The 13726-nt window shown below is 72.6% G+C and carries 15 protein-coding genes; 8 read left to right on the forward strand and 7 right to left on the reverse strand.

Annotated features, from left to right (window positions below; genetic code table 11):
* Positions 1-9: 9 nt before the first annotated feature.
* On the forward strand, positions 10-1407 hold the full coding sequence (locus ACFZAT_RS14320; RefSeq protein ID WP_391264101.1) for a gluconate:H+ symporter: 1398 nt from the start codon (positions 10-12) through the stop codon (positions 1405-1407).
* Here ACFZAT_RS14320 and ACFZAT_RS14325 read toward each other — a convergent pair.
* Positions 1393-2076, reverse strand: a complete 684-nt coding sequence (locus ACFZAT_RS14325; protein WP_391264103.1) for a cytochrome b/b6 domain-containing protein — start codon at positions 2074-2076, stop codon at positions 1393-1395. The two genes, ACFZAT_RS14320 and ACFZAT_RS14325, sit on opposite strands and share 15 nt — an antisense overlap.
* Positions 2018-2785: a molybdopterin-dependent oxidoreductase gene (locus tag ACFZAT_RS14330; protein ID WP_391264105.1), complete on the reverse strand. Its 768-nt coding sequence runs from the start codon at positions 2783-2785 to the stop codon at positions 2018-2020. The genes ACFZAT_RS14325 and ACFZAT_RS14330 overlap by 59 nt, the downstream gene beginning before the upstream one ends.
* A 110-nt stretch (positions 2786-2895) precedes the next feature.
* Between ACFZAT_RS14330 and ACFZAT_RS14335 the strand changes: the two genes are divergently transcribed.
* A complete protein-coding gene (locus ACFZAT_RS14335) occupies positions 2896-3336 on the forward strand; it encodes an ASCH domain-containing protein (RefSeq protein ID WP_391264107.1) in 441 nt (146 codons plus the stop codon).
* A 7-nt stretch (positions 3337-3343) separates the two neighbouring features.
* On the opposite strand, the gene ACFZAT_RS14340 is transcribed toward ACFZAT_RS14335, so the two are convergent.
* Positions 3344-4588 carry an aromatic acid exporter family protein gene (locus ACFZAT_RS14340; protein ID WP_391264109.1) on the reverse strand — a complete coding sequence of 415 codons (1245 nt, stop codon included), beginning with the start codon at positions 4586-4588 and terminating at the stop codon, positions 3344-3346.
* A gap of 102 nt (positions 4589-4690) precedes the next feature.
* Positions 4691-6346 (reverse strand): FAD-binding dehydrogenase, encoded by a 1656-nt coding sequence (locus ACFZAT_RS14345; protein WP_391264111.1) that lies wholly within the window; start codon positions 6344-6346, stop codon positions 4691-4693.
* 182 nt (positions 6347-6528) lie between these two features.
* On the opposite strand from ACFZAT_RS14345, the gene ACFZAT_RS14350 reads away from it, so the two are divergent.
* From ACFZAT_RS14350 to ACFZAT_RS14365, 4 genes are all read left to right on the forward strand, one after another.
* Positions 6529-7419 carry a DMT family transporter gene (locus tag ACFZAT_RS14350; protein WP_391264113.1) on the forward strand — a complete coding sequence of 297 codons (891 nt, stop codon included), beginning with the start codon at positions 6529-6531 and terminating at the stop codon, positions 7417-7419.
* Between the two features lie 106 nt (positions 7420-7525).
* Positions 7526-8044 (forward strand): NUDIX domain-containing protein, encoded by a 519-nt coding sequence (locus tag ACFZAT_RS14355; protein ID WP_391264115.1) that lies wholly within the window; start codon positions 7526-7528, stop codon positions 8042-8044.
* Positions 8045-8087: 43 nt separating this feature from the next.
* Positions 8088-8483 carry a DUF202 domain-containing protein gene (locus ACFZAT_RS14360; protein WP_391264117.1) on the forward strand — a complete coding sequence of 132 codons (396 nt, stop codon included), beginning with the start codon at positions 8088-8090 and terminating at the stop codon, positions 8481-8483.
* Positions 8480-8791 carry a DUF202 domain-containing protein gene (locus tag ACFZAT_RS14365; RefSeq protein WP_391264119.1) on the forward strand — a complete coding sequence of 104 codons (312 nt, stop codon included), beginning with the start codon at positions 8480-8482 and terminating at the stop codon, positions 8789-8791. Before ACFZAT_RS14360 ends, ACFZAT_RS14365 begins: the two co-directional genes overlap by 4 nt.
* Positions 8792-8800: 9 nt before the next feature.
* Here ACFZAT_RS14365 and ACFZAT_RS14370 read toward each other — a convergent pair whose 3' ends face one another.
* Both ACFZAT_RS14370 and ACFZAT_RS14375 read right to left on the reverse strand, forming a co-directional pair.
* Positions 8801-9745: a zinc-binding dehydrogenase gene (locus ACFZAT_RS14370; RefSeq protein ID WP_391264121.1), complete on the reverse strand. Its 945-nt coding sequence runs from the start codon at positions 9743-9745 to the stop codon at positions 8801-8803.
* A gap of 47 nt (positions 9746-9792) precedes the next feature.
* Positions 9793-11082 carry an enolase C-terminal domain-like protein gene (locus tag ACFZAT_RS14375; protein ID WP_391264123.1) on the reverse strand — a complete coding sequence of 430 codons (1290 nt, stop codon included), beginning with the start codon at positions 11080-11082 and terminating at the stop codon, positions 9793-9795.
* A 153-nt stretch (positions 11083-11235) separates the two neighbouring features.
* Between ACFZAT_RS14375 and ACFZAT_RS14380 the strand changes: the two genes are divergently transcribed.
* On the forward strand, positions 11236-12258 hold the full coding sequence (locus tag ACFZAT_RS14380) for a phosphotransferase (RefSeq protein ID WP_391264125.1): 1023 nt from the start codon (positions 11236-11238) through the stop codon (positions 12256-12258).
* Between the two features lie 6 nt (positions 12259-12264).
* Positions 12265-13479, forward strand: coding sequence for an acyl-CoA dehydrogenase family protein (locus ACFZAT_RS14385; RefSeq protein WP_391264127.1), 1215 nt, complete (start codon positions 12265-12267; stop codon positions 13477-13479).
* 4 nt (positions 13480-13483) lie between these two features.
* On the opposite strand, the gene ACFZAT_RS14390 is transcribed toward ACFZAT_RS14385, so the two are convergent.
* On the reverse strand, positions 13484-13648 hold the full coding sequence (locus ACFZAT_RS14390; RefSeq protein ID WP_391264129.1) for a hypothetical protein: 165 nt from the start codon (positions 13646-13648) through the stop codon (positions 13484-13486).
* Positions 13649-13726 lie beyond the last annotated feature (78 nt).

Here is a 13726-nt window from a genome sequence, read left to right on the forward strand (position 1 = left end):
ACCACCACCGTGACCAGTCTCAGCGTCGAGACGCTGGCAGCGGACGCCGTCGAACCGATCACCTCGGCCGGCAACGCGCAGTTGGGCATCGCCGTCCTGGCGGGCATCGCCGTCATCGTCCTGCTCATCACCAAATTCAAGATGCACGCGTTCCTCGCGCTCACCATCGGCTCGCTGGCGCTCGGCTCCTTCGCCGGTGCCGCGCCGGCGAAGACGATAGCGAGCTTCACCGCGGGCCTCGGCTCCACCGTCGCGGGCGTCGGCGTCCTGATCGCGCTCGGCGCGATCCTGGGCAAGCTGCTCGCGGACTCCGGCGGCGCCGACCAGATCGTGGACACGATCCTGGCCCGGACGAGCAAGCGGGCCATGCCGTGGGCGATGGTCCTCATCGCCTCGATCATCGGCCTGCCGCTGTTCTTCGAGGTCGGGATCGTCCTGCTGATCCCGGTCGTGTTGCTCGTCGCCAAGCGCGGCAACTACTCCCTGATGCGCGTCGGCATCCCGGCGCTGGCCGGCCTGTCCGTGATGCACGGCCTCATCCCGCCGCACCCCGGCCCGCTCGTCGCGATCGACGCGCTGGACGCCAACCTCGGCGTCACGCTGGCGCTCGGCGTGGTCGTCGCGATCCCGACGGTGATCCTGGCCGGACCGGTCTTCTCGCGTTACGCCGCCCGCTGGGTGGACATCAAGGCGCCGGAGAAGATGATTCCGCAGCGCCCCTCCGAGGACCTGGAGCGCCGTCCCGGCTTCGGCGCCACCCTCGCCACGATCCTGCTGCCCGTCGTGCTGATGCTGGTCAAGGCGCTCGTGGACATCGTGGTGGACGACCCGGAGCAGGGGCTCCAGAAGGTCACCGATGTGATCGGCTCCCCGCTGATCGCGCTGCTCGCGGCCGTGATCGTCGGCATGTTCACGCTGGGCCGGGCGGCCGGCTTCACCAAGGCGCGGCTCTCCACCACGGTGGAGAAGTCCCTCGCCCCGATCGCCGGTGTGCTGCTCATCGTGGGCGCGGGCGGCGGCTTCAAGCAGACGCTGATCGACGCGGGCGTGGGCCAGATGATCCTGGACTTCTCCGAGGACTGGTCGATCCCCGCACTGCTGCTCGGCTGGCTGATCGCCGTCGCGATCCGGCTCGCGACCGGCTCGGCGACCGTGGCGACGATCTCGGCGGCCGGTCTGGTCGCCCCGCTCGCGGCCGACATGTCGACCTCGCACGCGGCCCTGCTGGTCCTCGCCGTCGGCGCCGGCTCGCTCTTCTTCAGCCATGTCAACGACGCCGGCTTCTGGCTGGTGAAGGAGTACTTCGGCATGGACGTCGGCCAGACGGTGAAGACCTGGTCGGTGATGGAGACCATCATCTCCGTCGCCTCGCTGGTCTTCATCCTGCTGCTGTCACTCGTCCTCTAGCCGGTCCCCCGCCCCGGGCGCCCACAGCGGGTGCTCGCGGCGGGCCCACTCCCGGCTCACCGACCCGGAGCGCATGCCGCGGCGTGCCTCCGGGTCGGCGTACGCCTTGGCGATGTGACCGGCCAGCACCAGCCCCGCCGCGAGGGCCAGCCAGTCGTGGACGAAGGTCGCGGCGGTGCGCCAGACCAGCGGGGCGAAGCCGGTGAACCACATCAGCAGCCCGGTGCCCGCCATGACGAGCACCGCCCCGGCGATCCACGCCGCGTACAGCTTCTGTCCGGCGTTGAACTTCCCGGCCGGCCGTTCCCCGGGCCGCCGGTCCCGCCGCAGCGCAGCTCGCAGCCACCGCCGGTCGTGCGGCCCGAAGCGGTTGAGCCTTCGCAGGTCCGCCCGCAGCGGCCGGGCCGCGAGACCCGCGAGCAGCGGTACGGGGATGAGCACCCCGGACCACTCGTGCACGGTGACCACGAGGTGGCGGCGGCCGACGAGTTCGGCGAGCTGCGGCACGTACAGGCAGGCGGCCGAGGCCACGCACAGCAGCGTCAGCGCGGCGGTGGCCCGGTGCACCAGGCGCACCGGGCGGGCGAACCGGCGGACCCGGCCGGCGGTTTCAGACCGTGGGGGCGTCGTCGCGGCCGTTGGACCGGCCGACCCAGGCGTCGACGTCATAACCGAGCTTCTCCCAGTAGCCGGGGCGCACGGAGTCCGTGACGGTGATCCCGGAGAGCCATTTCGCGGACTTGTAGAAGTACATCGGGGCCACGTACAGCCGCACCGGACCGCCGTGGGCGTGGGACACGGGCTTGTCGTCCATCCGCAGCGCCACGAGCACATCGGCGCGGCGGGCCTGGTCGAGGGTCAGGCTCTCGCTGTAGGTCCCGTCGAAGCAGGTGAAGCGGACGGCCTTCGCCCCGGGCCGCACCCCGGCCGCGTCCAGCAGGGCGGAGAGCCGCACGCCCTCGAAGGCGGTGTCCGGGACCCGCCAGCCGGTGACGCACTGGACGTCCCGGACGGTACGGGTCTGCCGCATCCCGCGCAGCGCGTCCAGCGTGTACGTGGCCGGGCGGTCGACGAGCCCGTCCACCGTCAGCCGGTAGTCGGCGGCGCCCCTGGTGGGTACGGAGGAGGCGACGGAGTAGTAGCGGAAGCCGCCGCCGTTGGGCAGCAGCCCGGTGAGCCCGGTGGGGTCCTTGCCGGCGACCGCGCCCAGGCCCGATTCCAGGGTCCGTTGCAGCACGGGCGCGGCGACGAGTCCGGCGGCGCCGAGGCCCAGCATGGCCAGGACCACGCGGCGGCCGACCGGGGCGCCGGCACCGTCCGGGCCGGCATCGGGTGGACCGGCATCGGGTGGACCGGCATCGGGTGGGGAACTGTTCACCCCACGATTCGAGCACCCGGGGCGCCCGTGCGCCAGGGGCGACGGCGGGCCGTCACCGTCCCGTCAGATTTGCGGTGCGCCGGTCCGGGGCCCGGTGCCAGACTGGCGCCATGCCGAACCGTGAAGCACTCAAGCCCTTCCTGCTCGCCTTCCCGGGCCCGCTGCGCGACCAGTTGGTCGCCGCGGTCCTGGACGGGCGGAAGGTGTCGACGTCCGGACTGCTCGTGGAGTACGAGATCGAGCAGGAGGAGCTGCCTCCGGTCGGTGAGCGGTCCGCCCTCATCGACTCGGACGGCCGGGAGGTCGCCGTACTCGAAGTGACCGGGGTACGGGTGCTGCCGCTGGCGGACGTGGACCTCCAGCACGCGCTGGACGAGGGCGAGGGCTATGCGTCGGTCGCCGAGTGGCGGGCGGGGCACGAGCGGTTCTGGCACAGCGAGGAGATGCGGGACGCGCTCGGCGACCCGGAGTTCACGGTGGACGACCGGACGATGATCGTCGCCGAACGGTTCCGGGTGGTCGAGCGCATCGATCCCGACGCGCGGGACTGAGCGGGCCCTACGCCGCCTCCGTCCGCTTCTCCCGGCCCCCGCCCTTCACCAGGCCCAGGCGGCGGCGGAACGCGAGCAGCCGGGGATGGCGTTCGTGGAGCACGGCGGAGCGGCGGTCGAGCTCCTGGCCCAGGCGCTCGGCGCGCTTCTCGATGTCGAGCTCGTCCAGGATGCGGTCCACCTCGGCGAGCAGCGCCCCGTGCAGCTGCCACTTCCGGGGGTGCTCCTGGACGGCGGCCAGCAGCATGTCCGCCACCAGGTCGCGGGTCCTGCGGCTGGTGTCGAGCGCTTCGGTGAGCCGGTCCTCGGCCTCCTCGGCGCTGGCGGCGACCGGGGTCGTGATGAGCAGCGAGAAGCTCTCGATGGCCCCCGCCATCTGCTCGAACAGCTCCGTCATGTGGGCGGCGACCTCGGCCGGGAACTGGGGCGCGTCGCCCCGGTCCTTGGCGAGGTCGGTCAGCGTCCTGGACAGCACCCGGACGACGACGGCACAGATCTCCAGCGTGTCCAGACCGGTCCGCAGCACCACGCGGTGCAGCAGCCCCTGCCGCACCCGCGGGTTGTACATGAGGCTTTCCTCGGCCTGCCGCAGGGAGGCGTCCACCTCCACGATGTCGTGGTCGAGCCGGCGGGCCCGGTGCAGCCGTTCGGCCGCCTCCGGGACGGTGACCGGGTGGGCGAGGTCGCTGCCCAGGTCACGGAACATCTGCCCCATCTCGCGGGCCAGCCCGTCGATGGAGGCGCCCGCGGTCTGCACCCACACGGGCGGGGCGAACAGCAGGTTGAACAGCAGCCCCACACCGGCGCCGATCAGCGTCTCGTAGACCCGCTCCCACGCCATGCTGGAGCGCGCGGATTGCGAGGTGACGCCCAGCACCAGCATGGCGCTGATCGCCACCTCGGGGACGAACTCGTCGACCCGGACCAGTCTGCCGATGATCAGCGCCGTGAAGATGGTCAGCCCCAGGCTCCACCAGGAAATGCCGACCAGGGCACTGAAGCCGCTCGCGATGAGGACACCGACGACGACGGCCACCACACGCTTCACCGACATGTTGACGGTGGCGTAGAGGGTGACCTGGACGACGAGCAGCGCGGTCAGCGGTGCGGTCAGGGGTGCGGGCTCGGTCAGGGTCGCGGTCGCCACGGCATAGGCGATGACCGCGGCCCCGGTGGAGCGCAGGGTCTGCGCCGCCACGGGCTCCGTGGTGCGCCGGACGAGGTTGATGACGGGTTCGGCTACTCCTGGCATCTTCTTCCCATGCCCGGATAGTGGCGTCTCCCCACGGTTCCGCCCCCGGAACCCCACCGGACGGACGCGCCCGGGGCCGGGAACCCCCGGCCGGCGGCCCCCTCAGCCGACCGCCTTCGCCGCCGCCCGGCCCGCCGCGCGGCCGGAGAAGATGCAGCCGCCCAGGAAGGTGCCCTCCAGCGAGCGGTAGCCGTGCACCCCGCCGCCGCCGAAGCCGGCCGCCTCCCCGGCCGCGTACACCCCGGGCAGCGGGGTGCCGTCCCCGGTCAGGACGCGCGAGGACAGGTCGGTCTGCAGACCGCCGAGCGACTTGCGGGTCAGGATGTTCAGCCGCACGGCGATGAGCGGCCCGGCCTTCGGGTCGAGGATGCGGTGGGGCGCCGCCGTGCGGATCAGCTTGTCGCCCAGGTAGCTGCGGGCACCCCGGATCGCGGTGATCTGGAGGTCCTTGGTGAAGGGGTTGGCGATCTCCCGGTCGCGGGCGGTGATCTCGCGGCGCAGCGCGTCCTCGTCGATGAGGCCGTCCCCGGTGAGCGCGTTCATGCCGCGTACGAGGGAGCCGAGGTCCTTCTCCACGACGAAGTCCGCCCCGTTGTCCATGAACGCCTTCACGGGGGCCGGGACGTCGGCGCGGGCGCGGCCGATCACGCCGCGGACGGACTTGCCGGTCAGGTCGGGGTTCTGTTCGGAGCCGGAGAGCGCGAACTCCTTGCCGATGATCTTCTGGTCGAGCACGAACCAGGTGTAGTCGTGGCCGGTGCGCATGATGTGTTCGAGGGTGCCCAGCGTGTCGAAGCCCGGGAAGAGCGGGACGGGCAGCCGCTTGCCGGTGGCGTCCAGCCAGAGCGAGGACGGGCCGGGCAGGATGCGGATGGCGTGCTTGTCCCAGACGGGGTTCCAGTTCTCGATGCCCTCGGTGTAGTGCCACATCCGGTCGCGGTTGATGTGGTGGGCGCCCGCCTTCTCGGCGACGCCGAGCATCAGCCCGTCGACGTGCGCGGGGACGCCGGAGAGCAGCTTGGCCGGCGGGGTGCCGAGCCGTTCGGGCCACTGGGCGCGTACGAGGTCGTGGTTGCCGCCGATGCCGCCCGAGGTGACGATCACCGCCTGGGCCCTGAGCTCGAAGGTGCCCGCGGTCTCCCGGCTGCTGGCGGTCCCGCGCGGCGCGGCGCTCGGTTCCAGGACCTCGCCGGTCACCGTGTCGACGGCGCCGCCGGTGCGGGCGAGGCCGGTGACCCGGTGGCGGAAGCGGAAGGTGACGAGGCCCTTGGCGACGCCCTCGCGGACCCGGCGCTCGAAGGGGGCGACGACGCCGGGTCCGGTGCCCCAGGTGATGTGGAAGCGGGGCACCGAGTTGCCGTGGCCGTTCGCGTCGTAGCCGCCGCGCTCCGCCCAGCCGACGACGGGGAAGAACCGCATGCCCTGGGCGTGCAGCCAGGAACGTTTCTCCCCGGCCGCGAAGTCGACGTACGCCTCGGCCCACTTGCGCGGCCAGTGGTCCTCCGCGCGGTCGAAACCGGCGGTGCCCAGCCAGTCCTGGAGGGCCAGCTCCCGGCTGTCCTTGATGCGCATCCGGCGCTGCTCGGGCGAGTCCACGAGGAAGAGGCCGCCGAAGGACCAGTGCGCCTGGCCGCCGAGCGACTGCTCGGGCTCCTGGTCGAGCACGATGACCGAGCGCCCCGCGTCCACCAGCTCCGCGGTGGCCACGAGCCCGGCGAGCCCCGCCCCGATCACGATCACATCAGCGTCGTACGCCATGGTTTCCATCCTTCTCGGGGCTCGCGAAGTTACTCGTGCGTCAGATCTTGGGCACCGCCCGTCCCCGCGTCAACCGCCCGGTCATCCGCCCCGGTCGGCCGCGCCGTCGCCGCACCGGCCGGGGCGGGCGGTTATCGTCGGAACACATCACCCTCCTCCGGCCTGACGTGGGGTGGACAAGCGTGTCGGTGCTGGTCCTCGTGCTCGCTGTGACGGCCGCCTGCTGCCTGGGCTTCGGCTTCGTGTTCCAGCAGGCCGCCGCCGCCCACGCGCCCAAGCGCGACTACCTGACGTTCCGGCTGCTGCTCGACCTGATGAAGGTGCGCAGCTGGCTGGCGGGTATCGGGCTGATGGTGTGCGGCATGGTGCTGGGCGCGCTGGCGCTCGGCAAGGGCGAGGTCTCCGTCGTGGAGCCGCTGCTGGCGACGAACCTGCTCTTCGCGATGGCCCTGTCCCGGCACCGCACCGGCCAGCGGCTCGGCCGGCAGGGCTGGGCGGGGCTCTGGCTGCTGGCGCTCGGGGTCGCCGCGTTCCTGGTGGCGGGCGAGCCGAAGGGCGGCGAGGCGGTGTCGAGCCCGCTGCGGCACTGGCTGGTCGTCGGGGTGGTGGCCGGGCTCGCCCTGCTGCTCACCGCGTTCGCCAAGCGCCGCAGGTCGCGGTCGTCGCCGGCGCTGCTCGCGGTGGCGGCCGGGCTGCTGTACGGCTTGCAGGACGCGCTCACCCGGGTGAGCGGTGAGCGTTTCTCGGAGGGCGGCTGGTCGGGCCTGCTGACGTCCTGGCAGCCGTACGTGGTGCTGGTGCTCGGGGTGACCGGCCTGCTGCTGGTGCAGAGCGCCTTCGAAACGGGTCCGCTGCGGATGTCGCTGCCCGCGCTCACCGCGGCCCAGCCGCTGGCCGGGATCGCCTGCGGGATCGGGTTCCTGGGCGACCAGGTGCGGACGGACGCGGGCGCGCTGGCCTGGCAGGCCGCGGGGCTGGCGGCGATCGTGACGGGCATCGTGCTGCTGGGGCTGCATCCGGCGATGCCGGAGGGCCCGGTGCGGCGCGGTACGCACAGCCTCCAGCGGCACTGAGCTCGCGGCGGTGCCAGGGCCCGGGGGCCTGCCGCCGGGTAGCGGGGCCTGCTGTTGGATGGTGGGGCCTGCTGGTGGATGGCGGGGCCTGCTGTTGGATGGCGGCATGAACCCTTCTGACGAGATCCTGGACATCGTCGACGAGAACGACGTGGTCGTGGGGCAGGCCCCGCGCGGCGAGGCGACGGCCCGGGGACTGCGGCACCGGTGCGTCTTCATCGAGGCGCGGGACGCCGAGGGCCGGGTCTTCGTGCACCGCAGGACCGCGAGCAAGCTGGTGTTCCCCTCGCACTACGACATGTTCGTCGGCGGGGTGGTCGGCGCGGGTGAGAGTTACGACGAGGCGGCGCTCAGGGAGGCCGAGGAGGAGCTGGGCGTCTCGGGGCTGCCGCGCCCGGAGCCGCTGTTCACCTTCCTTTACGAGGACGGGGGCGGCCACCACACCTGGTGGTCGGCGGTCTACCGGGTGAGGTGCGAGCTGCCGGTGAACCCGCAGGTGGAGGAGGTCGCCTGGCACACCTTCCTGGACGACGCGGAGCTGGAGCGGCGGCTCGGCGACTGGCTGTGGGTGCCGGACGGGCTGGAGTGCTACCGGCGGCTGCGGGCGTTCCGGGAAGCCGCCTGAGCCGGTCGGAAGCGAACGGAAAAGCGGCGGATAAGGTCCACCCGTGAACGAATTCGTACAGAGCCTGCGGCTGTGGTTCGCGCCCGAGCGCGTCCGCTCCGAGGGCGAGACCCCCGACTACCGCTTCTCGCTGGCCAATGAGCGGACCTTCCTCGCCTGGATCCGGACGGCGCTGGCCCTGATCGGCGGGGGCTTCGCGGTCGACCAGTTCCTGCCGGAGCTGTCCTGGGGGGTGCGCTCCGGTCTGGCGCTCGCGCTGCTGGCGGCGGGGGTGCTGTGCGCGCTGCGGGCGGTCAACCACTGGGTGCGGTGCGAGCGGGCGATGCGGCGCGGCGAGGACCTGCCGGTCTCGCGTTTCCCGACGCTGCTGAGCCTCGCGGTCGCCGTGGTGGCGGTGGCGATGGTGGTGGTGGTCCTCTTCGGCTGGGAGGGCCGGTGACCGCCGAGGAGCGCGACCCGGGGCTCCAGCCGGAGCGGACCCGGCTGGCGTGGCGGCGTACGACGTTGTCGTGCACCGTGGCCGCAGTGCTGGCCGTACGTCAGACGCTGCACGGCGGGGCGACGAACGCGGCGGTCATCGCGCTGTCCCTGAGCGCCCTGGCCTGGCTGGGGTTCCTGTGGATCGCGAACCGGCGGGTGCAGTCCATGGGCGGCGCGCGCCCGCAGCCCATGGCGGTGTCGGGCGCGATCACGGCCGCCGCGTGCACGGTGGCGCTGGCGGTGTTCGCGGCGTTCATGCTGTTCTGAGGCTGCCGCTCAGCCCTCGGGCGCGTCCCAGTCCACGGTGACGACGATCTTGCCGCGGGTCCGGCCCTCCGCGTTGAGCCGCTGGGCCGCCGCCGTCTCGGCGAGCGGGAAGACCCGGTCGACGTGCACCGTGACGATGCCCTGCTCGGCCAGTTCCGCGAGGTGCGCCAGGTCTGCGGCGTCGGGCCGGACGAACGCGTACCGGCCGCCGTACGAGAAGACCTCGGGGTCCACGATGGAGGCGAGGCGCCCGTCGGGGGCCAGGGTCTCGGCGGAGACCCGCAGGGCGTCCCCGCCCACTGTGTCGAAGGCGGCGTCGATGCCCTCGGGGGCCAGCGCCCGCAGCCGGTCCGCCAGCCCGTCCCCGTACGCCACGGGCTGCGCGCCGAGCGTGCGCAGGTGGTCGTGGTTGCGTTCGCTCGCGGTGCCGATAACGCGGCAGCCGGCGTGCCGGGCGAGCTGGACGGCGAGCGAGCCGACGCCGCCCGCCGCCGCGTGGACGAGGACGGTGTCGCCCTCCTGGATCCGCAGGGTGCGGTGGAGCACCTGGTAGGCGGTCAGCCCGGCCAGGGGCAGGCCCGCCGCCTCCTCGAAGCTGAGCCGCAGGGGCTTGCGCGCGAGGGTGCGCACGGGCGCGGCCACGTATTCGGCGAAGGTCCCCCGGCTGAGGAAGTCCTCCCGTACGTAGCCGATGACCTCGTCGCCGACCGCGAACTCGTCCACCGCGACGCCGGGCTGGACGACGACGCCGGAGACGTCCCAGCCGGGGATCACGGGGAAGACCGTGTCCAGGACGGAGTCGAGCTTCCCCTCCCGGGCCGCCCGGTCGACCGGGTTCACGGCGGCGGCCCGGACCTTGACCAGGACGGTGTCGGGGCCCACCTTCGGGTCGGGCCGCTCGCCGTACTCCAGGACGTCCTCGTCGCCGAACCTGCTGTAGCTGATCGCCTTCATGCCTCGACCCTCGCGGCGGGCCGGGATGCCCGCAACTCAGCCGGGTGTCACCAGCGCGGGATCGACGGGGTCCGCCACTCCGGTTCGGCCTTGCGCATCGCGGCGGCGTCGTCGCGCTCGCGCATCGTGCCGTCGTCGTCCAGCCAGCGGCGGTGCAGTGCGGCGAGCCGGTCCCGGTCGAGTTCGACGCCGAGGCCGGGGGCGTCCGAGACGGTGAGGCGGCCGTCCTCGAAGACGTGGCGGGCGGTGATGACGTCCTCGGCCTGCCAGGGGTAGTGGCTGTCGCAGGCGTAGTCCAGGTTGGGGACGGTGGCCGCGACGTGCGTCATCGCGGCGAGGCTGATCCCCAGGTGGGTGTTGGAGTGCATCGAGAGCCCGACGCCGTGCAGGCGGCAGATCGCGGCGAGTTCGCGGGTGCGGTGCAGACCGCCCCAGTAGTGGTGGTCGGACAGGACGACCTGGACGGCATCCCGGGCGAACGCCTCGGGGACCTCGGCGAGCGTGGTGACGCACATGTTGGTGGCCAGCGGCACGTCCGTGCCCGCCGAGACGGCGGCCATCGCGTCGGTGCCGCTCGCCGGGTCCTCCAGGTATTCGAGGACGTCCTTCAGCTGCTCGGCGACGTACAGCGAGGTCTCCACGGACCAGGCGCCGTTCGGGTCCAGGCGCAGCGGCTGCCCGGGGAAGGCCTCGGCGAGCGCGCGGACGGCGGCGATCTCCTCGTCGGGCGGGAAGACGCCGCCCTTGAGCTTGAAGGAGGAGAAGCCGTGGTCCTGGGCGAAGCGGCGGGCCTGGGCGACGACCCCGGCCGGGTCGAGCGCCGCTCCCCAGTCGTCGCGCTCGCCGCCCTCCGGGTGCCCCGCCCAGCGGTAGAAGAGGTACGCGCTGTACTCGACCCGGTCGCGGACCTTGCCGCCGAGCAGCGCGTGCACCGGGAGCCCCACGGCCTTGCCGAGCGCGTCCAGGCAAGCGACCTCGAAGCCGGAGACCACCGAGAGCCGCAGCTTGTCCGCGGTCTGGACGCCGCGCAGCCCGCCCGCGTCGACCCGCTCGTCGGTCGCCCGTGAATCGCCGCACACCTCGTCGGCCAGGGCGAACAGCCCGTTCACATCGCTGACCGGCCGTCCGGGCAGGGCGGCGGCCAGCGGCCTCGCGAGCTCCAGGTACTTGCCGTCGCCGTAGGTCTCCCCGATCCCGGTGACCCCGCCTCGGGTGACGACCTCCACGACGAGCCGGGGCGTGTACGGCTGGTGGACGCCCTGAGTGTTGAGCAGGGGCGGGTCGGCGATGAGGATCGGGGTCAGCCGGACGTCCTCGATGAGCAGCGCGGTATCCATACGTGAACCCTATTCAGGGATGCGACCGAATGCCAGGGGCCGGGCGATACCGGTACCGGAGACTCCGCATCCGGATCCGGGGACGCACTGGACGACATACCGACTGGTCGGCATCATGAGAGCGACCGTTCGCCCACTCCGGAGGTACGCACGATGAGCCACGTCCATCCGCCAGGTCTCGATCTCGACCGGCTGCGCGGACACCTGGACCGCGAGCGCCCGGGTCTGGTGAGCGGACCGCTCGACGCCCGCGTCGTGGAGGGCGGCCGGTCGAATCTGACGTACCTCGTCACCGACGGCACCAGCCGCTGGGTCGTCCGCCGGCCGCCGCTCGGGCACGTCCTGGCCACCGCGCACGACATGAAGCGCGAGCACCGGGTGATCAGCGCCCTGCACCCGACGGCGGTCCCGGTCCCCGAACCGCTCCTGCTCTGCGAGGACGACGCGGTCATCGGCGCGCCGTTCTACGTCATGGAGTACGTGGAGGGCACCCCGTACCGCACGGCGGAGCAGCTGGCCCCGCTCGGCCCGGAGCGCACCCGCGCGGCGGTGCTCGCCCTGGTCGACACGCTGGTCGAGCTGCACGCCGTGGACCCCGAGGCGGTCGGGCTCGGCGGCTTCGGGCGGCCGGAGGGCTTCCTGGACCGGCAGCTGCGCCGCTGGGGCAAGCAGCTGGACGCCTCCCGCAATCGCGAGCTGCCCGGCATCGATGAGCTGCACGCGGCGCTCGGCCGCGAGCTGCCCGTCTCCCCCGCGCCCACCGTGGTGCACGGCGACTACCGCCTGGACAACGTGCTGATCGGCGCCGACGACGAGATCAAGGCCGTCCTGGACTGGGAGATGTCCACGCTCGGCGACCCGCTCACCGACCTCGGGCTGCTCGTCATGTACAGCTCCGACCTGGGGCTGCCGAAGTCACCGGTCTCCACGACCAGCGGCGCGCCCGGCCACCCGGCGCCCGCCGAGCTGATCGAGCGCTACGCGGCCCGGTCCGGCCGCGACACCTCCGCCATCTCCTGGTACACGGCCTTCGCCTGGTTCAAGCTCGCCGTGATCCTGGAGGGCATCCACTACCGCTACACCCTGGGCCAGACGGTCGGCGGCGGCTTCGACCGCATCGGCGATCTCGTCCCCGTCTTCATCGAGCACGGCCTCACCACCCTCCAGGAAGGCTGAACCCCCATGGACTTCGCATTCGACGCCCGTACCGAGGAGCTGCGCACCCGGCTCCTCGCCTTCATGGACGAGCACGTCTACCCGGCCGAGCGGATCGCGGACGAGCAGCGCGCCGGGCTGGACTCGCCGTGGCAGACCCCGCGGATCGTGGAGGACCTGAAGGCGGAGGCCCGCAGGCAGGGCCTGTGGAACCTCTTCCTGCCGGGCACGGAGCACGGGGCCGGGCTGAGCAACCTCCAGTACGCGCCGCTGGCGGAGGTCCTGGGCCGCTCGCCGCGTCTGGCGCCCACCGCGACCAACTGCGCGGCGCCGGACACCGGGAACATGGAGGTGCTGGCCGAGTTCGGCACGGACGAGCAGAAGAAGCGGTGGCTGGAGCCGCTGCTGGCCGGGGAGATCCGGTCGGCTTTCGCGATGACGGAGCCGGAGGTCGCCTCGTCGGACGCGACCAACATCGAGACCCGGATCACCCGCGACGGCGGTGACTACGTCATCAACGGCCGCAAGTGGTACATCTCCGGCGCGATGAACCCGGACTGCGAGATCTTCATCGTGATGGGCAAGACCGACCCCGACGGGGCGGACATCCGCCGCCAGCAGTCGCAGATCCTCGTGCCCCGGGACACCCCCGGTCTGACGGTGAAGCGTGCCATGCAGGTGTACGGCTACGAGGACCACTGGCACGGCGGGCACGCGGAGGTCGTCTTCGAGGACGTGCGCGTTCCGGCGTCGAACCTGATCGGCGAGGAGGGCGGCGGCTTCGCCATCGCCCAGGCCCGGCTGGGCCCGGGGCGCATCCACCACTGCATGCGGCTCATCGGCATGGCGGAGCGGGCGATCGAGCTGATGTGCCGGCGCGCGGTCTCCCGTAACGCCTTCGGCAAGCCGCTCGCCCAGCAGGGCGTCGTACAGAACTGGATCGCGGACGCCCGGGTCACCGTCGAGCAGCTGCGGCTGCTGGTGCTGAAGACGGCCTGGCTGATGGACACCGTCGGCAACCGGGGCGCGCACACGGAGATCCAGTCCATCAAGATCGCCACCCCGCGCGCGGTGGTCGCCATCCTCGACCAGGCGGTGCAGCTGCACGGCGCGGGCGGGGTCAGCCAGGACTTCCCGCTCGCCGAGCTGTGGGCCTCGGCCCGCACGCTGCGCCTCGCGGACGGCCCGGACGAGGTGCACCAGCGCTCGCTGGCCCGGCGGGAGATCAAGAAGTATCTGTAGCGCTTCAATAGCCCCCGTACGGTACGTGATCGGCCAGGGCCAGTTCGCGGGCGAAGGCCCGGACCCGCAGCAGGGTGCGGGCCAGCAGCCTGACCGGGAGCGAGCGGCGGCGGCCGTAGGCCACGGTCCACAGGGCGGGGATGCGGGTGGAGCTCTGGATGTGCGCCATGAATCCAGCTTGACCCCGGTCCGGGAGGCGGTCCAACAGAACCGGGGCGGGCCGCACCGTGCTGCTGGTGCGCGGGGC

The organism is Streptomyces sp. NPDC008163, from assembly GCF_042956885.1.
GTDB classification, from domain to species: domain Bacteria; phylum Actinomycetota; class Actinomycetes; order Streptomycetales; family Streptomycetaceae; genus Streptomyces; species Streptomyces drozdowiczii_A.